This is a genomic window from Ruegeria sp. BG8 (assembly GCF_056538325.1).
Genome location: NZ_JBQFSZ010000001.1, coordinates 502,898 through 521,153, shown reverse-complemented (window position 1 = coordinate 521,153; position 18,256 = coordinate 502,898). Strand labels below are relative to the sequence as shown.

19 protein-coding genes are annotated in these 18,256 nt (G+C 57.0%); 6 read left to right on the top strand and 13 right to left on the bottom strand.

Features of this window, described 5'->3' with window-relative positions:
- The first annotated feature begins 2 nt into the window (after positions 1–2).
- The gene (locus ACR0DG_RS02620; protein ID WP_480694033.1) at positions 3–299 is read left to right on the top strand and encodes a DUF7742 family protein; all 297 of its coding nucleotides are present in this window, start codon (positions 3–5) and stop codon (positions 297–299) included.
- Here ACR0DG_RS02620 and ACR0DG_RS02615 read toward each other — a convergent pair.
- Positions 280–618 carry a TraR/DksA family transcriptional regulator gene (locus tag ACR0DG_RS02615; protein ID WP_480694031.1) on the bottom strand — a complete coding sequence of 113 codons (339 nt, stop codon included), beginning with the start codon at positions 616–618 and terminating at the stop codon, positions 280–282. The two genes, ACR0DG_RS02620 and ACR0DG_RS02615, sit on opposite strands and share 20 nt — an antisense overlap.
- 84 nt (positions 619–702) lie before the next feature.
- On the opposite strand from ACR0DG_RS02615, the gene cysE reads away from it, so the two are divergent.
- Positions 703–1,512, top strand: a complete 810-nt coding sequence (gene cysE, locus ACR0DG_RS02610) for a serine O-acetyltransferase (protein ID WP_480694029.1) — start codon at positions 703–705, stop codon at positions 1,510–1,512.
- A 16-nt stretch (positions 1,513–1,528) separates the two neighbouring features.
- On the opposite strand, the gene ACR0DG_RS02605 is transcribed toward cysE, so the two are convergent.
- From ACR0DG_RS02605 to ACR0DG_RS02580, 6 genes are all read right to left on the bottom strand, one after another.
- On the bottom strand, positions 1,529–1,732 hold the full coding sequence (locus ACR0DG_RS02605) for a hypothetical protein (protein ID WP_480707028.1): 204 nt from the start codon (positions 1,730–1,732) through the stop codon (positions 1,529–1,531).
- A gap of 192 nt (positions 1,733–1,924) precedes the next feature.
- Positions 1,925–3,226 carry a pyruvate dehydrogenase complex dihydrolipoamide acetyltransferase gene (locus ACR0DG_RS02600; protein WP_480694025.1) on the bottom strand — a complete coding sequence of 434 codons (1,302 nt, stop codon included), beginning with the start codon at positions 3,224–3,226 and terminating at the stop codon, positions 1,925–1,927.
- A gap of 14 nt (positions 3,227–3,240) precedes the next feature.
- Positions 3,241–4,614 (bottom strand): pyruvate dehydrogenase complex E1 component subunit beta, encoded by a 1,374-nt coding sequence (locus tag ACR0DG_RS02595; protein WP_480694023.1) that lies wholly within the window; start codon positions 4,612–4,614, stop codon positions 3,241–3,243.
- A 15-nt stretch (positions 4,615–4,629) separates the two neighbouring features.
- Positions 4,630–5,619, bottom strand: a complete 990-nt coding sequence (pdhA, locus tag ACR0DG_RS02590; RefSeq protein ID WP_480694021.1) for a pyruvate dehydrogenase (acetyl-transferring) E1 component subunit alpha — start codon at positions 5,617–5,619, stop codon at positions 4,630–4,632.
- A 160-nt stretch (positions 5,620–5,779) separates the two neighbouring features.
- A complete protein-coding gene (locus ACR0DG_RS02585) occupies positions 5,780–6,079 on the bottom strand; it encodes an FtsB family cell division protein (protein ID WP_480694019.1) in 300 nt (99 codons plus the stop codon).
- 125 nt (positions 6,080–6,204) lie between these two features.
- Positions 6,205–7,395, bottom strand: a complete 1,191-nt coding sequence (locus tag ACR0DG_RS02580) for a phosphoglycerate kinase (RefSeq protein ID WP_480694017.1) — start codon at positions 7,393–7,395, stop codon at positions 6,205–6,207.
- 132 nt (positions 7,396–7,527) lie between these two features.
- Between ACR0DG_RS02580 and ACR0DG_RS02575 the strand changes: the two genes are divergently transcribed.
- Positions 7,528–8,034 (top strand): peptidylprolyl isomerase, encoded by a 507-nt coding sequence (locus ACR0DG_RS02575; RefSeq protein ID WP_480694015.1) that lies wholly within the window; start codon positions 7,528–7,530, stop codon positions 8,032–8,034.
- Positions 8,027–8,575: a peptidylprolyl isomerase gene (locus ACR0DG_RS02570; RefSeq protein WP_480694013.1), complete on the top strand. Its 549-nt coding sequence runs from the start codon at positions 8,027–8,029 to the stop codon at positions 8,573–8,575. The genes ACR0DG_RS02575 and ACR0DG_RS02570 overlap by 8 nt, the downstream gene beginning before the upstream one ends.
- A gap of 48 nt (positions 8,576–8,623) precedes the next feature.
- Here the strand turns inward: ACR0DG_RS02570 and aqpZ are convergent, their stop codons facing one another.
- The 6 genes from aqpZ to ACR0DG_RS02540 all read right to left on the bottom strand — a co-directional run bounded on the left by aqpZ (position 8,624) and on the right by ACR0DG_RS02540 (position 13,670).
- Positions 8,624–9,310 (bottom strand): aquaporin Z, encoded by a 687-nt coding sequence (gene aqpZ / locus ACR0DG_RS02565; protein ID WP_480694011.1) that lies wholly within the window; start codon positions 9,308–9,310, stop codon positions 8,624–8,626.
- Between the two features lie 76 nt (positions 9,311–9,386).
- Positions 9,387–10,196: a M90 family metallopeptidase gene (locus ACR0DG_RS02560; RefSeq protein ID WP_480694009.1), complete on the bottom strand. Its 810-nt coding sequence runs from the start codon at positions 10,194–10,196 to the stop codon at positions 9,387–9,389.
- A 117-nt stretch (positions 10,197–10,313) separates the two neighbouring features.
- Positions 10,314–10,811, bottom strand: coding sequence for a bactofilin family protein (locus ACR0DG_RS02555; protein ID WP_480694007.1), 498 nt, complete (start codon positions 10,809–10,811; stop codon positions 10,314–10,316).
- On the bottom strand, positions 10,801–12,126 hold the full coding sequence (locus ACR0DG_RS02550) for a DUF5930 domain-containing protein (protein WP_480694005.1): 1,326 nt from the start codon (positions 12,124–12,126) through the stop codon (positions 10,801–10,803). Before ACR0DG_RS02550 ends, ACR0DG_RS02555 begins: the two co-directional genes overlap by 11 nt.
- A gap of 184 nt (positions 12,127–12,310) precedes the next feature.
- A complete protein-coding gene (locus ACR0DG_RS02545; protein WP_480694971.1) occupies positions 12,311–13,123 on the bottom strand; it encodes a ferritin-like domain-containing protein in 813 nt (270 codons plus the stop codon).
- 85 nt (positions 13,124–13,208) lie between these two features.
- Positions 13,209–13,670, bottom strand: coding sequence for a peroxiredoxin (locus ACR0DG_RS02540; protein ID WP_480694003.1), 462 nt, complete (start codon positions 13,668–13,670; stop codon positions 13,209–13,211).
- Between the two features lie 144 nt (positions 13,671–13,814).
- Here ACR0DG_RS02540 and ACR0DG_RS02535 point away from each other — a divergent pair, with 144 nt between their 5' ends.
- Positions 13,815–17,120 carry a YhdP family protein gene (locus ACR0DG_RS02535; protein WP_480694001.1) on the top strand — a complete coding sequence of 1,102 codons (3,306 nt, stop codon included), beginning with the start codon at positions 13,815–13,817 and terminating at the stop codon, positions 17,118–17,120.
- A 44-nt stretch (positions 17,121–17,164) separates the two neighbouring features.
- Positions 17,165–18,211: a tRNA preQ1(34) S-adenosylmethionine ribosyltransferase-isomerase QueA gene (gene queA / locus ACR0DG_RS02530; RefSeq protein WP_480694000.1), complete on the top strand. Its 1,047-nt coding sequence runs from the start codon at positions 17,165–17,167 to the stop codon at positions 18,209–18,211.
- Positions 18,212–18,256: the final 45 nt, after the last annotated feature.

The window sequence follows — 18,256 nt, the reverse complement described above, 5'->3', positions numbered from 1 at the left end:
TCATGCGTCCAATTCTTCATGGTGATGTAAGCTCTGCGGCGCGCGCTCTTTTGTGCGCGCCGGCCCCGGAAAGACGTCGGTTGTGCCTTCGGATAATTGCCGAAGCTGAAACGGCACATGAACATGTCTGCCGAACAGGTCAGCTTCATCCCGATTTTGGGAATGGGTCATTGATGTCAGCGGCCCATACACGCCGTCTCGCGGATGAGCCCGGTTTTGACGACCTGAATTATTGCCAATGCTTTGAAACTGTAATCAGCTGCCTGGTTCAGCGTCACCTTAGCCGGACGCGCAGCTGACGCATTTGGTCGCCGCGAGATCCAGTTCTAACCGCTTGACCGGAATTTCTTCCCCGCAATCTTCGCAATATCCATACTCGCCGTCGTGAAGGCGCGATAGCGCAGCCTGTAATCTTAACTTCTCTAGGTCGCGATTTGCTTGTTGCGCCTTTGCCATTGCCTGGTTTTGCAATGCGTCCATCCTGCTGAGACGACCAATTGCCTGCTGATCCAATTCAACGACGGATTGCGCATCCTTCCCACTTTGCGAGCTCGCGTCCAGTTCAGCCAGCCGAGCTTGGATGCGGGCCAAAAAGTCGTTGTCATTTATACCATTCATTTTCGTTATCCTGAGGATCACGGGTTTGCGTTTGGCGTTTTTACAACTAAATGGCATTCTAGGCGCAGCAAAGGATCAAAAGCCATGTTGGAAAAGCGCAGTCACGTAGCCACTGTTGACCCGGTCTGGGATCGGATCACGGTCGAAGCACAATCCGCAGTTGAGAATGAGCCGCTTATGGGCGGTCTGGTACATGCCTGTGTGCTGCACCACAAAAGCCTTGAGCGCGCGTTGTCCTACAGGATTTCAGCCAAACTGTGCTCGAACGAGATGTCGATGATGGTTCTGCGAGAAATCGTGGATGAGGCATATGCGGATGATGCATCTCTGATTGAGGCTGCCAGGGCCGACCTTATGGCTGTTTATGAGCGCGATCCTGCATGCCATCGCCTTTTGCAGCCGATCCTTTATTTCAAAGGGTATCAGGCTATGCAGGCCTACCGCGTCGGTCATTGGTTGTGGCAGAAGGGCCGTTTTGACCTGGCCTACTTTTTCCAGATGCGATCGTCTGAAATCTTTGGAATTGACATCCATCCGGCGGCCAAGATCGGCAAGGGTATCATGATTGACCATGCCCACTCGATCGTTATTGGGGAAACGGCTGTTGTTGGTGACAACGTCTCGATGCTTCACTCTGTGACGCTGGGCGGTACCGGTAAGGAAGAAGAACAGCGGCACCCCAAGATTGGGAACGGTGTGCTTATTGGTGCTGGTGCCAAAGTTCTTGGGAACATTGAAGTTGGCCATTGCAGCCGCATTGCCGCTGGTTCGGTCGTGTTGCAAGAGGTTCCGCCGTGCAAGACAGTCGCTGGTATTCCCGCCAAAATCGTGGGTGAAGCCGGGTGCGATCAGCCCTCTATCTCAATGGACCATATGCTAGGCAAAGATCAGTAACTGATCTTTGCGCGGTTTAGTTGGAGCGGTTGTTCTTTTTGTCCAGCCGCTTCAATCGACGCTCTTCCCGACGTTGCTTGCGTAGTTCAATCTTCTTCGCGCGTTCGGCTTCCCATTTTGCCACGGCATTTGGGTCTTTGTGATTGAACTTGGAATTTTCTCCCGGGTACGAGTTTGGTTTGGCGTGGGCATCTGCTGGCGCGAATGCCGCCAGCAGCAATAAGATCAGAAACGTTTGGGCTGATTGGGTCAAAGTCATAGCATACCTTTGCGTCCGTAATGGCATGCAATGAGTGTGGTGTCGCTTTGCGCTGCGGGCAATGGGTCGCCGGTTCACGGACGCTCACATCACAGCAGTCGAAATGAGAGCCGCGCCAGAAATACACCGGCGCGGCGAGTGACTATGCGGAAATCAGGCCAACATAACCATCGGGTTTTCAAGGTTTTCTACGATGGCTTGCAGCAGTTGAGCACCCAAGGCGCCGTCGATGACCCGGTGATCAACCGACATGGTCACGGACATTACGGTTGCTACTGTTAGCTCTCCATCATCGCCGACAACCGGCTTCTTGAGCCCGGTGCCCACGGCTAGAATTCCGGCATGCGGTGGGTTCACGATCGCGTCGAAATTGTCGATACCAAACATGCCCAGGTTCGAGACCGCAAATGTGCCGCCCTGATACTCATGGGGCGCAAGTTTGCGCTCGCGGGCGCGACCGGCGAGGTCTTTCATCTCGGTCGACAGGGCAGACAGCGACTTGGTGTCGGCATCCTGTAGGACCGGCGTGAACAGACCGCCCTCGATGGCGACGGCGACCGCTACGTCCGATGGTTTCAGTTGCAGAACCCGGTCGCCCGCCCAGACGGCGTTGCATTCGGGAACCTGCTGCAGCGCATTGGCCACGGCCTTGATGATGAAGTCATTAACGCTGAGTTTGACGCCACGGCCTTCCAGCTGCTTGTTCAACTGGCTGCGGAACTTGAGCAATGCATCCAGCTTGATATCGCGACGCAGGTAGAAATGCGGGATTGTCTGTTTCGCTTCGGTCAGGCGCGCTGCAATAGTCTTGCGCATCCCGTCGAGCTTGATTTCCTCATAGTCGCGACCTTCATACATCTTGGCGACGGCGTCTGCGGATGGGCCAGCCGGTGCCGCCGCTGAGGGGGCTGCGGCCGCAGGAGCGGGTGCTGCCGCCGGTGCAGTCGCTGTTGCGCCTTCGACATCTGCTTTGACAATGCGGCCATGCGGGCCAGACCCAGTGATCTGCGCCAAATCGAGGCCTTTTTGCGCGGCAATTCGACGGGCCAGCGGAGAGGCAAAGATACGACCGCCATCAGCTTTGGCCGGTGCAGCCGGGCCAGGGGCAGGCGCCTCGGACGCCGCTGGCGCGGCGGCCTCGTTGCCTGCGGCGGCTGCGGGTGCAGCCGCGGGGGCTGCGGCAGGTGCAGCGGCAATATCATCCGCGCTTTCGCCGTCTTCCAGCAGAACCGCGATGGCTGTGTTGACCTTGACCCCCTCGGAGCCTTCCGGGATCAGGATCTTTCCGATCGTGCCTTCGTCAACAGCCTCGAACTCCATCGTGGCTTTGTCGGTTTCAATCTCGGCCAGCAGGTCGCCGGACGACACGGTGTCGCCCTCTTTGACCAGCCATTTGGCAAGTGTGCCTTCCTCCATCGTGGGTGAAAGGGCGGGCATCAGAATTTCGGTGGGCATCTGTCTGTCGCTCCTTACCGGTAGGTCACTTGTTTGACGGCGGCGATCACCTCATCGGTGGTGATCAGGGCCAGCTTTTCGAGGTTCGCGGCGTAGGGCATCGGAACGTCCTTGCCGGTGCAGTTGATGACCGGGGCGTCAAGGTAATCGAACGCTTCCTGCATCACAACCGAGCTGATGTAGCTGCCGACCGAGCCTTGCGGCCAACCTTCTTCGACGGTCACCAGACGGTTGGTTTTCATCACGGAGTTGATGATCGCCCCGGTGTCCATCGGACGGATGGTGCGCAGGTCGATGACCTCGGCGCTGATGCCCACTTCGGCTAGCTTGTCAGCGGCTTCCAATGCGTATTGCATGCCGATACCGAAGCTGACGATGGTCACGTCTGAGCCTTCGCGCCAGATGCGCGCCTTGCCCAGCAGGACGGTCAGGTCATCCACTTGCGGCACGTCAAAGGAGCGACCGTAGAGGATTTCGTTTTCCAGGAAGACAACCGGGTTGGGGTCGCGGATCGCCGATTTCAGCAGACCCTTAGCGTCTGCGGCCGAGTAGGGCATGACGACTTTCAGGCCGGGGATTTGCATGTACCATGCGGCGTAATCCTGTGAGTGCTGCGCGGCCACGCGGGCGGCAGCGCCGTTGGGACCACGGAACACGATGGGGCAGCCCATCTGACCGCCGGACATATAGAGCGTCTTGGCGGCGGAGTTGATGATCTGGTCAATCGCCTGCATGGCGAAGTTGAAGGTCATGAACTCGACAATGGGTTTCAGGCCGCCGAAGGCCGACCCGACCGCGATACCAGCAAAACCATGTTCGGTGATGGGCGTGTCGATGACGCGTTTGCCACCGAATTCATCCAGCAGACCTTGGGAGACTTTGTAAGCGCCCTGATATTCGGCAACTTCTTCACCCATAAGGTAGACGTCACCGTCACCGCGCATTTCTTCGGCCATTGCATCACGCAGAGCTTCGCGTACGGTTTGTTGTGCCATTTCAGCATCTGCAGGCCAGTCGGGTGAAAGGTCGACCACCGGTGCGGCCGGTGCCGTTGCTGCGGGAGCGGAGGCCTCAACCGCCGCAGGGGCGGCCTCGGTCGCCGCTGCAGCTGCGGGCGCAGCCGCGGGCAGGGCGGAGGCGTCTTCGCCTTCTTCGACCAAGATCGCGATAGGGGTGTTTACCTTGACCCCCTCGGTGCCTTCGTCGATCAGGATCTTGCCGACGATGCCTTCATCGACAGCTTCGAACTCCATCGTGGCTTTGTCGGTTTCGATCTCGGCCATGATGTCGCCCGAGGATACGGTGTCGCCTTCCTTGACCAGCCATTTGGCCAGCGTGCCCTCTTCCATCGTGGGAGAAAGGGCGGGCATGAGAATTTCGGTTGCCATGTCTTATTCGTCCTCTCAGGCGTAAATATCTGTCCAGAGCTCGTCCAATGCGGGCTCGGGGCTTTCTTTGGAGAATTCGGCGGCCTGATTGACGACCTCTTTGATCTCTTTGTCGATCGCCTTCAGGTCATCCTCGGTCGCGTGTTTGCCGGTCAGCAGCAGCTCGCGCACGTGTTCGATCGGGTCACTTTGTTCGCGCACCTTTTGAACCTCTTCACGGGTGCGATACTTGGCCGGGTCGGACATCGAGTGGCCGCGGTAGCGGTAGGTCTTGACCTCAAGGATGTAGGGGCCTTTGCCCGCGCGGCAGTGCGCGACAGCTTTTTCACCGGCTTCCTTTACCGCAAGAACATCCATGCCATTCACGATCTCACCGGGAATGCCGAACGCTTCGCCACGATGGTAGATGTCTTTGGTCGAGGTCGAGCGTGCCTGAGATGTCCCCATGGCATATTGGTTGTTTTCGATCACGAACACGACCGGCAGATCCCAGATCGCCGCCATGTTGAATGTCTCGTAAACCTGACCCTGGTTTGCAGCGCCGTCACCGAAGTACGTGAAGGTCACGCCACCGTTCTCTTTATACTTGTCGGCAAAAGCCAGACCTGCGCCCAGCGGAACCTGTGCGCCTACGATACCGTGGCCGCCGTAGAAGTGCTTCTCTTTCGAGAACATGTGCATCGAGCCGCCCTTGCCTTTGGACAGACCGCCCTCGCGCCCGGTCAATTCGGCCATGACGCCGCCCGGGTCCATTCCACAGGCCAGCATGTGGCCGTGATCGCGGTAGGATGTGATCCGCTTGTCGCCTTCCTTAGCCGCGGCCTCAAGCCCGACGACGACCGCCTCTTGACCGATATACAAATGGCAGAAACCGCCAATCAGTCCCATGCCGTAGAGTTGTCCGGCTTTTTCCTCGAATCGACGGATCAGCAGCATCTCTCGGTAATAGGTGGTGAGTTCTTCCGCAGAAACGTTTGGTTTCTTTGTGGTCTTTCGCGCAGCCATTGTGGCGATCTCCCCCTCTCGGCAAGATAGTTTAGCGTTAAACTATCTCTTAAAGCATTTCGGTCCATCTGGCGAGTGTAAATGTGACGCAGCGTCCACTCGCGCGGAATCCGGCGTAGAAACGCCTATTTTATAATGCTTTGACGTGAGGTAGAGCGCGTTAGCGGATAACAATCTCGTCGGCGCGGATCATGCCTAACACCGAACGCGCCTGTTGATCCAGCAAGTCGAGGTCCAGATACGTGTCCGAAAGACGACGTGTCAGGTTATCCATTTCTGCGATTTCGGCCTGAAGTTTATCCAGGTCGCGCGACAGGGCGTCCCGTTCCGCTGCAATCTCGACCCGTCTGAACAGGCCATAGTCGCCCTGCACGGCGGCGAAGGTGAAATAGACACCCAGCATAAAAGCCACCATGAAGAACAAAACTGCGCCCAAACCGGGCCGATTGGAACGGGACACTCTGTTTACCGCCGTATGAAGTTTGCCTCAATAACGGGCCCTTTTCGGGCCTCTGAAAGCACTATGACACAGGTGATTCGGGTTGTGAATCCCTTGTTCCAACAAAAACGTATGAGGCGGCGATTTTATTGTTCCAGTGCCGCGACACCCGGCAAGGTCTTGCCTTCCATCCACTCCAGGAACGCGCCGCCCGCAGTGGAAATGTATGAAAAATCCTTGGCTGCGCCAGAGGCATTGAGCGCGGCCACTGTATCGCCGCCACCGGCAACTGAAACCAGATTTCCAGACCGGGTCAAAGCGGCTGCTTTGAGTGCTGCGGCATTTGTTGCGGCATCAAACGGTTCGATCTCGAACGCACCCAGCGGACCATTCCAGATCAGCGTTTTACTCAGATCAAAAACCTCGGAAACGGCGGCCACGCTCTCGGGGCCAGCGTCCAGGATCATACCGTCTTGGGTGCACTGATCGGCTGGCAGGATCTGGTGCGGAGCGTTGGCTTCGAACTTTTCGGCCACGACAACGTCAGACGGCAAAACGATCTTGCATCCCGATGTTTCCGCTTTTGCCATGATGTCCGCCGCTGTCTCTTTCATCGCGCTTTCGGCCAGTGACTTGCCGACGTTCAGACCCTTGGCAACAAGGAATGTGTTTGCCATGCCGCCACCAATTACAAGGTAGTCGACTTTTTCAATGAGATTGCCCAACAGCTCGAGCTTGGTTGAGACTTTGGCGCCTCCAACAACGGCTGTCACGGGGCGTTTCGGGGCGCCCAGTGCACCCTCTAAGGCTTGCAACTCGGTTTGCATCAGGCGACCGGCGCACGCGGGCAGCAGTCGCGCTATTGCCTCGGTCGAGCTATGGGCCCGGTGCGCTGCGGAAAATGCGTCATTGCAATACACATCGCCCAGCTTGGCCATACCGGCGGCGAGGTCACCGTCATTCTTGGTTTCTGCCGCATGGAAGCGAGTGTTTTCCAAAAGCAGCACCTGACCGGGTTGCAAGGTGGTGGCAGCGGCTTCGGCCTGATCACCGACGCAATCGGGTGCAAACTGAACCGACGTGCCAAATGCAGTTTCAAGGGCCGGGACAAGTTGCTGCAGAGAAAGGTCCATCTTCCGCTCACCACCGGGGCGGCCGAAATGGGCCAGAAGGATCGGCATGCCGCCAGCGGCCAGAATGTCACGAACTGTTGGCACGACACGCTGGATACGTGTGTCGTCGGTCACGACACCGTCGGCAACCGGAACGTTGATATCCACACGTACCAGCACGCGCTTTCCGTTCAGGTCCATATCGTCCAGTGTTTTCCAACCCATCGTGCTGTCCTCGCATTTCCAATCGCTTTAGGCGGTTCTTTTCCGGCTTTTTGCCCTCAGGTCAATGCGTCACTTGGCATTCGCACGCTTGCGGCATAGGTATTTGCGCAAGACAATCGACAGGAGGGCCACATGGCCGAGATCAAAGATCCCGAAAACACCATTATCATCGAGCTGAAAGACGGCAATGTCGTCATCGAGCTGTTACCTGACGTGGCCCCTCAGCACGCGGCACGGATGAAAGAGCTTGCGCGGGGCGGCGAGTATGACAACGTGGCTTTCCATCGCGTGATTGACGGTTTCATGGCGCAAACCGGTGACGTACAGCATGGTGACATGGAAGACGGTTTCAACCTGCGTATGGCGGGTACCGGTGGATCATCGCTGCCGAACGTTCCGGCCGAGTTCTCCAAACTGCCCCATGATCGCGGAACCCTGGGCGCGGCCCGGTCTCAGAACCCGGATTCGGCCAATTCGCAGTTCTTCATCAACTTCAAGGACAACCATTTCCTGAATGGCCAATACACCGTCTATGGCCGTGTCATTGAAGGCATGGAACATGTGGACGCCATCACCCGTGGTGAACCCCCAATGAGCCCGGACCGCATGATCAGCGTTAAGGTGGCCGCCGATGTATAAACTGGCCGCCGCATTCGCTTTCTTGGCCAGCCCTGCTTTGGCCACAGGCTTGGAGATCGAGATTGAAGGTGAGGGTGCAAATGGCACCGTTACCGTCGACCTTTTTGATGACCTTGCTCCGAAGCATGTTGAACAAATCAGCACTTTGGCAGCCGAAGGGAAATATGATGGCGTGGTGTTTCACCGCGTAATCGACGGGTTCATGGCGCAAACGGGCGACGTGGAACATGGTCGCCTTGGCAGTGACCTGCGTCGCGCCGGTACAGGTGGCTCTGACCGACCTGATCTGCCTGCCGAATTTTCCGATTTCAACTACGACCGCGGTGTTGTTGGAATGGCGCGCGCGCAAGATCCCAACAGCGCGAACTCGCAGTTTTTCATCATGTTCGCGCCCGGTCCTTTCCTGAACGGACAATACACAGTTGTTGGTCAGGTGACCGGCGGCATGGAAGTGGTTGACTCGATCAAACGTGGCGAAGGACCGAACGGTGCTGTCATCGGCCAGCCTGACATCATGAAAAGCGTTACAGTGACAGAGTAGTATAGATGGCCCCGCCGTAATTGACAGCGGGGCCATTTTAATTGGGGCTTAGTCGTCGCCCATCGTGTTCCAGATGGCGGCCCCGATCGCACCGCCAATCAGCGGTGCCGCCCAAAACAGCCACAATTGCTCAAGCGCGGGACCTTCTGCAAACAAGGCGACCCCTGTGGATCGCGCCGGGTTGACCGAAGTGTTGGTTACCGGGATCGAAATCAGGTGAATGAGTGTAAGCCCAAGGCCGATGGCGATCGGCGCAAAGCCCGCGGGCGCCCAGCGTGACGTTGATCCAAGGATGATCACGATGAAGAACGCTGTCATCACGACCTCGATCACAAGCGCCGAGGTCATCGAATACCCTCCGGGTGAGGCCTCATCAAACCCGTTGGTTGCAAAACTGCCGACCCCTTCAAATCCCGGAGCGCCGCTGACAATCAAGTAGAGCACTGCGGCCGCTGCGACAGAACCGGCGACCTGAGCAATCCAGTACGGGATCAGGTGTTTCGCGGGGAACCTGCCACCCATCATCAGGCCAAGGCTGACTGCGGGGTTAAAATGACCACCAGAGACATGACCAACGGCATAAGCCATTGTCAGGACGGTCAGACCAAAAGCAAAAGAAACACCCAGCCAGCCGATACCTACATCGGCCACGCCTGCGGCCAAAACGGCGCTGCCGCAACCGCCCAGCACAAGCCAGAACGTGCCGAAAAACTCGGCCATCAGTTTTGATGACATAAAAAGCCCTCCTAAAAACAACAGGTTCAATGTAATTCAAAAAACGCTTTTTGTGAATCCTACTTGTTGGCCGACGCTATTTCCACGTTGCAGGGTCAAGCTGGAACAATTTGGAGAGCTGAGTATAGACTTCAGGAACGGCTGCCTTCAGGTCCCTGGGCCGTTCAAAGAACACCTCGACGGACACGGCAAAAAACTCTTCGTGGCCAGTTGCGCCATAGGGGTCTATGACGGTTGGCCGCCCAGCTTCTACGGCGTGTACATGCGCGTCATATGCGTGCAGAAAGGCTTTTTCCCATTCAGCAAAGCTTTGACCGTCGCTCAGAATAGGTACTCCGTTTGTGCCGCCTGAGAGTTCGTCAATCTGATGCGCGAATTCGTGCAATACAACGTTCTGCCCGTCGTGATCATTCAATGCTCCCTGTTGGCTATGCGTCCATGAAAGGATTACGGGGCCGCGATCCCAGCTTTCACCGGTGCGCACGATCTCTTTTTCGCTGACGACGTAACCGTCTTGCCTGCGTTGGCGCGATTTGAACGCACTTGGATAGATCAGGATCGTTGTCAGGTTGTCGTACCAGATGTCCCGGTTGATCACGAGCAGACAGGCCTGCGCTGCGATTGCCAGCTCCATCTCTTCGGTGACGTCCAGCCCGTCGCATCCGTGAAACCTGACCTGATCAAGAAACAGGTTCACCTTGCCGTCCAGATGCGCCCTGAGATCATCAGGAAGCCGACGTATCAATGGAACCTGCGCGTCAATCGCCCGACGCTGCTGGGGCGACAGTGGGGTGGCCAACAGGTTTTTGCGTGTTTGATTTTTGGACCAGTAGCGATAGGCAAAAAAGCCAAGGACCAGCGCCAGAACAACAAAAAATATCAACATATCTGCAGCCTAGCTGCGCTGACTGCGACTTGGAACCGAAAACGGCTGTTCTGGGAGTCCACAAAAAAGCGCTGCGGAATTAACCGCAGCGCTGATACTCTTTGCAGAAAAGCCTTATTACTTGGCTTCAGCCGCAGGATTTGCACCGGATTTGCCGCCGCGGCCCGGGTTCAGGGGGTCGTCCTGGCGCTGCACCGAACCTTCGAAATGCGCGCCGCTTTCGATGGCGATTGTTTTGTGGATGATGTCGCCCTCGACGCGTGCCGAAGAGGTCAGGCGCACTTTCAGACCGCGCACGCGGCCAACGATGCGGCCGTTGATTACAACGTCATCCGCGGTGACTTCGCCTTTGATCGTAGCGGTTTCGCCGATTGTCAGAAGATGCGCACGGATGTCACCTTCGACTGTGCCTTCAACCTGAATATCGCCAGATGTTTTCAGGTTGCCAGTGATGTGCAGGTCTGACGACAGAACGGATGCCGGAGGTTTGGGCTTGGGTGCCGTGCTTGCCTTGCTTTCCGAAGGGGCCGGGGCCGCTGGTGTGGCCGGAGCGGCCGGCTTTGCTGCCTCAGTCTCTTTGGATCCGGGCTCGTTGATTTTGCTCTTAGAAAACATTTCTCGCAGCCTTGATGTAAGTCATTGGGTTAACGGGTTTTCCGTTCACGCGTACCTCATAGTGCAAATGCGTGCCGGTAGACCGTCCGGTGCTACCCATATCAGCAATATGATCCCCGCGCGAGACCCTTTGACCAACCTTTACCTGTATCTTGGTGTTATGGGCATAAAGTGTCTCAATCCCAAAGGCGTGCTTTATTTTGACCAGCCGTCCGAAACCGGATTGCCAGCCAGCATGGGTGACCACTCCGTCGGCGGTCGCGAAGATATCCGTTCCATGCGCACCCGCGAAGTCGGCACCGTTATGCATACGGCGGCCACCGGTTTTGGGGTCCCGGCGGGTGCCATAGCCACTTGTGAAACGCACGACGGCGTTCACCGGGCTTGCAAATGGCGCCTTCTCGGCAGCAATGCGATAGAGGTTCAGCTGATCCATCTGCTGCAGCAGAGTGTTGGCGCGGATTTCGTCGGGGGTCAGTTCCTCACCGCGCGTGCTGAAGGATATGGGGGTTAGGGGGCCACCCATGCCGCTGTAACCACGCCGTACTTCTTCGATGATACGGTCAGTGGGCATGCCTGCCTGACGGAACATCTTGTCGAGTGGTTCGACCGAGATGACCATCGCCTCTTCGAGTTGACGGAATATTTCGTCGCTACGTTCCTGCATAAGCCGGATTTCCAGCTCAAGTTCATCGCGCTGTTCAAGCGCGTCCTTGGCATCCGCTGCGATCTGATCACGCTCTACCGCAGTTCGCGCCAACGCTTCGGTCATGAACCCCATTTGGGCGGGGTTGCCGACACTTGCCATATAGACGTCGTCGGCACCGTTTTCCTGCTGCAGCTTGGCCAGTTCAACACGGGCTTCTTCGCGCTGCTTCATGGTCGCGCGCAACGTGGTCTGGATGACCTCGATGCCGGTTTCCAGTTCCCGACGGCGGTTTTCTGATGCAAGCAGCTCGGACTGCATCGCCGAAATTTGCTCAAGCGCCGCATTGAAACGGTCCTGAGCCATGAGCGCTTCTTCGGCGCGAACATCGCGTTCGGCAGATAGAATGTTCAGGCGTTCCTGATAAGTCGCTTGGTCGCGTTTTGCCTGTTCGCGGAAATTGCCCGACCCGATGCTGTCCATCAGCAGGATGGCGGTCGCTACGGCCGTCCAGCCTACGATAACCGAAACACCTGCCACAGCCGCGACCTGAGTTTCAGAACTAAGGCGGATGAACCGCGTGTCATTGTCAGATTTCAGAAACACTCGGCGTTCAGGAAAATGCCGCTCGAGCAGTGAATGTAGTTTGATTGCCAGACGTGTTCGCACGCGTCTTCCCTCTGTCCATCCCCAACATCGGAACCGGTTGTGAGTTATCTCCGTTCCTTGGTGCAACTGCATAAACAGACCATGTGATTTCGGCAAGTTTGTTAACTAGTTCACACAAGAAACAGGTTTTTTACCGCCAATTCTCGGCGGGATTTTGCCGATAACGGTCTCGTGAGCCCGCTTTTTAGGCCCGGCCAGGTGCAGGCAAGTCTTCTGTCAAAGGCCAATAAAAATCGGGGGGTAAGCCCGCCTCGGCACGCTTTTCTTCATTGAACGGAGGTTTGAGGACCCCGTGAAAATAGCGCCGCACCAGCGCATGGAACACGTCTTTGGGGTCGGCGTTTTCGCGACCGCAGAGGAAGTGAAACCACTTTGATCCGTAGGCAACATGGCCAACTTCCTCGGCGTAGATCACCTCGAGCGCGGCGATCGCCTTGTCGTCTTTTGCCTTGCGAAAGATGTCGATCATGCCTGGCGTCACGTCCAGCCCGCGCGCCTCAAGAACCATCGGCACGACCGCCAGTCGACCCCTCAGATCCTCGGTTGTATCTTCGGCAGCGCGCCACATTCCTGCATGGGCGGGCAGGGCACCATAATGGCTACCCATCTGTTCAAGACAATCGCAGACCATTTCGAAATGGCGCGATTCCTCTTCAGCGCACTTCACCCAGTCATCGTAAAACCCGATAGGCATGGGCACGTGGCCAAAACGGGCGATGATATCCCAGTGCAAGTCCACGGCGTTCAATTCGATATGCGCGACTGCATGCAACAGCGCGATCCGCCCCGCTTCGGTGCCGGGTTTCCGTTTTGGCACCTCTCGCGGGGACAGAAGCTGAGGCTCTTCAGGGCGCGCCGGGTAGAGCGGAGGCGTCGCAGTCCCGACCTCGATCACAGAGGCACCATTCGCGCGGGATTGGAACCATGCTGCAGCGTGACGTTTGGACAGGGCGGTTTTCTCGCGCCCATCCGCGGTGGTCAGAACTTCGGTCGCCATCTGGGTCAGTGTTTTCGACACCGCTTGTCTCCGCTTTTTGGATCTCTGCGGGTCTTAAACCGGATGGCGACCGTGGTGAAGAGGGTCAGAGCGCGCGAACCGCTTCCAGTACCTCGTCTACGTGACCCGGGACTTTGACCTTGCGCCACACGCGGGCGATTTTGCCTTCGGCGTCGATCAGGAATGTCGAGCGTTCGATGCCCATTGATTTTCGCCCATACATGTTTTTCTCGACCCAAACGCCGTAATCTTCACATACGGTAGAGCCTTCGTCAGATAAAAGCGGAGTTGTAAGGCTGTGTTTGGCAACGAATTTGTCGTGTTTGGCAACGCTGTCGCGCGAGATGCCGAAAACGTGAGCACCTGCATCGGAAAAGGCCTGAAGTTGTTCCGAGAAACCGATGGATTCCTTGGTGCAGCCCGGCGTATCATCGCGGGGATAGAAGAACAAAACGACGGCGCCGCCGCGTAGGTCTGACAGCGTGACCTCGCCGCCGCCGTCGCGGGGCAAAGTGAAATCAGGGGCAATGTCTGTGACGTCGGGCATTGGAAACTCCGCTAAAGGTTTTAGTGCTGTTCGTTACCATAGGGCGGCACGAGCGGGTTGAAAGGCGTGGATAGCAAATTGGTGCAGCACGAAGAAAAAAGTGCAGACCAGGGCGAGCCCCCTCGCCGCAGGTCACGCCGTCGCATGTTTGCCTACGCGACGCTTGGAACCCTCGTTTTACTGGCTGGGCTTGCCCTGTTCGGCTGGTTTTTTCTGATTGGGCAGCAATTGCATGCGCCGCAATGGATGCGGACACAGGCGGAAAAACGTCTCGATGACTCGCTGGGCGGTCTAAAAGTCCGATTTGGCGAGGCCACGTTCATCGTGAATGAAGAGTGGCGGCCAAGGTTGCGCTTGACGGATGTCACCATCAGTGACGCGGCAGGTCAGCAGATCGCGCAGGTCGGGGACCTGAGAACGCGATTGTCTATGCGTGGACTGCTGCGGGGCCAGATACGTCCGCGCCGCATTACTTTACGCGATGCTCAGATCGCTCTGACTCGTGATAAGGATGGCGCACTGTCACTGACAGTCGGATCGGGCAGCTCTCCGGTTCAGCGGGCTCCTACGCTGGCCGAGTTGATTGAGGAATCGGATGATGCCTTTTTGTCGCCGATCCTGTCCGGGTTGCGGTCGATTGAGCTGGAATCCCTGACGCTCGATTATCAAGATTTGCGCCTGAACCGTGCCTGGGTGTTCGATGGGGGCCACATTACTATTACCCGCAGCGGTGACGAAATGCGCCTTGCGACCGGGTTCTCGGTTTTAACCGGGCGTGACTACGCCAGTTCGATCGAGGCGAATTATACAAGCGTGCTGGGGACACCGCAGGCAAGTTTTGGGGTTTCAATCACGGACCTTCCATCCGAAGATATTGCAAGTCAAAGCCTCGCGCTTTCTTGGTTGCAGGTGTTGAACGCTCCGATTTCCGGTGCCTTGCGTGGCAGTATTGATGACAACGCGGCTTTGGGTCCGCTGTTTGCGACATTGAACCTTGGGGCAGGTGCGGTTCAACCAACGCCTGAGACGCAACCGATCCGTTTCGACTCGGCCCGGACATACTTTACCTACGACCCTCGCCAGCAGGTTTTGGATTTTAACGAAGCTTCGGTGGTTTCGGACCTTGGTGCGATACAGGCGGACGGCAAGGCGTTTCTGAAAGGAATCGAAACCGGAGCTTTGGAAAGCCTGACGGCGCAGTTGAGCTTGAACAGCATCGACATCTACCCCGGCGGCCTTTTCCCTGAGGCATTGGAATCGGCACGGGCAAATCTGGATTTCCAGCTCAAGCTTGCTCCGTTTGATTTGCGGCTTGGGCAATTGACGCTGGTTGATGCCGACCACACGTTGCGTGCGTCGGGCAGTCTGGTGGGCGAACCCGACGGTTGGGTGGCTGCATTGGACGCGCATCTGGACACAATGACATCCGACCGCCTGCTGAATTATTGGCCTGAAATTCTAGCCCCAAAGCCGCGCAAATGGGTTTCTGAAAACCTCTACGAGGGTGATTTTTCGGATGTCGAGTTCTCGCTGAGGCGGCAACCGGATAGCAAACCTGACATTTACCTTGGCTTTGGGTTTGAAAACGCAAAGATCAGGTTCGCCAAAACCTTACCTCCGATTCAAGAGGCGCAAGGTCGCGTCAGTTTGTTGAACAACCGATTTACCGCTTCGGCGGAAAACGGGATCGTCATTGCCGATCAGGGCGGTGCCGTTGACGCGTCGGGGACGTCCTTCATCATTCCTGACACCTCGATCAAACAACAATCCCCGGCGATTGCGCGCATTCAAGCCAAGGGTTCGGCGACAGCTGCACTGTCTCTGCTTGACCGCGCGCCGCTGGAACTGTTGACCAAAGCGGGGTTGCCTGTGGACCTTGCGTCAGGGGATGTCAGCCTGTCCGGCACATTGTCGTTGCCTATGAAAAAGGGCTTAAAGTTCGACGATACCGAGTTTCATTTTACTGGCGAGATCGATGGAGTTGAAAGCGACCGTTTGGTGCCGGGGTTTTCGGTCAGTGCCGATCGTCTGACACTGTCAGGTGATCAGGATGCGGTCGAAATTTCTGGCTACGGTCTTTTCGGGGACGTGCCGATGAATGCCACGTGGCGCCAACCCATCGGCGGAACCGAGCAACAGCGTAGCGAATTGACGGGTGAGATTGAGCTTTCGCCCGCGCTTATGACCGAATTGAAAGCCGGTCTGCCCCAGGGAATGCTGACGGGGCGGGGAACTGCGGATATTTCGTTAGGGATCGGAGCAGGGGAGCCGATCAAGCTAACCGCGACATCCGACTTAGTTGGGGTTGGTTTGAATATTCCGGAACTTGGGTGGCGCAAGGGGCCACCTGCGTCGGGTTCGATGATCGTCGACGCAACATTGGGCGATCAGCTACGGGTGGATTCTTTAAAGCTGGATGCCGCAGGGTTGCGCAGCACTGCCACCATTTCGTTCCGCGAGGATGGAGAGTTCGACAAGGTCGAATTCAGCTCGTTTGACCTCGGAAACTGGCTGGCGGTTCCGGCGGAACTGATCAGCAGGGGATCTGCGGTGCCTGATATTCGGGTGCAAGGCGGTATCATGAACCTTGGCGCTGCAACCTTTGGTGAAGGTGGAAGCAGCGGCGGCGGAACCGGAAATGGTCCGAAACTGGACGTGGTTCTCGATCGGCTGCAGGTTACGGAATCCATCGCGCTGACCGGGTTCACTGGTGCGTTTCAAACGACTGGGGGCGTTACTGGTGCCTTCAATGCCCGCATCAATGGAGGAGCGCCCGTCAGCGGACAGATCACACCGCGCGGAGACCGTAGCGCGGTTTCCCTGACCTCAAACGATGCCGGAGAGGCCCTGCGTTCTGCCGGCGTGATCACCCAAGCGCGCGGCGGTACGTTGACCATGAGCCTCGAGCCGGTTGGCGCTGCTGGCAACTATGATGTCGACCTCAAGATTAAGAATACGTACATCACCGATGCCCCGGCGATGGCGGCACTGCTGAATGCGATCAGCTTGGTTGGGCTGATCGACGAGATGACGGGCTCGGGTATCTTCTTTTCTGCGATCGAAAGCCGAATGCGGATCACTCCGACCGAGATAAAGGTTCTCAGCGGCAGCGCCGTGGGCCCGTCAATGGGCCTGTCTTTTGACGGCACAATCAATACCGTCGCCGAAACACTTAACTTGCGCGGTGCGATATCACCGATTTATCTGGTGAATGCGATCGGAAGCGTCTTTACAAAAAAAGGCGAAGGTATCATCGGCTTCAACTACAACATCACAGGGCCGATGAGATCGCCGAAAGTGTCGGTGAACCCGCTGTCTGGATTGGCACCGCTATTCTTGCGTAACCTGTTGCGCGCGCCTGCGCCAAAGGTTTCCGATGGGCCCAATTCGCTGCCGGTCAAGCCGGATCAACCACGAAAGACTTTTGGCGCACCACCGAAAGACAATTGAAGTGGGTTATTGCTGTCTTGGGCGGGTCCTAGTATGGCGCGCGCATGAAACTCAGCGATTTTGATTTCCACCTCCCAGACGAACTGATTGCCACACGACCGGCCAGCCCCCGTTCTTCGGCGCGATTGCTGGTGGCTGATGGCAACTCGACCACAGATGCACGTGTCTCTGACTTGCCCGATTGGCTAAAGCCGGGCGACCGACTGGTGCTGAACGATACGCGCGTTATCCCCGCGCGACTAAATGGCCGCCGCCATCGGGACAGTGCGCAAGGGCCGGTATCCGCAGGTATTGAGGCGACGTTGCTTGATCCACAAGCTGACGGCACTTGGGCGGCATTGATAAAACCATTGAAAAAGGTCAAAGCGGGGGAGGAAATCCGTTTCTCGGAACACCTCAGCGCGGTTTTGGAGCGGGTTGAAGACGGCCAGGCTTATTTGCGTTTCAACCTTACAGGGCAGGATTTCGACGCTGCGCTGGACCAAGCAGGCCTTATGCCGCTGCCACCCTATATCGCCGCGAAACGCCCTGCGGATGAGCGTGATAAAACGGATTATCAAACGATCTGGGCCCGAAATTCGGGCGCTGTGGCGGCACCCACCGCATCGCTTCACTTTGATGAGGCATTGATGCAGGCATTGGCAGCCCGAGGCGTGTCCATCAGCCATGTCACGTTGCACGTGGGCGCGGGAACGTTTCTGCCGGTCAAAGTCGAAGACGTGACGACCCATAAGATGCACGCGGAATGGGGGCGCGTCAGCGCAGAGGCGGTGAGAGAGATTCAAGAAACCAAATCTCAGGGCGGTCGTGTGATCCCAGTGGGCACGACGGCCCTGCGCCTGATCGAAAGCGCCGCGCGCAGTGGGCAGATCGAACCATGGGAAGGTGAGACGGATATTTTTATCTATCCCGGGTTCCAGTTCCATGTCACAGATGCGCTAATGACGAATTTTCACCTGCCAAAATCCACGTTGCTGATGCTGGTATCGGCGCTGATGGGGCAGGATCGAATGCGCGACGTCTATGCCCATGCCATTGAACAAAAATACAGGTTCTTTTCTTATGGTGACGCGTCGCTTTTGATACCCTAAAAGCCGCTGTGTCGGGATCAACTTACGCCGATGTCGTAGACAAGC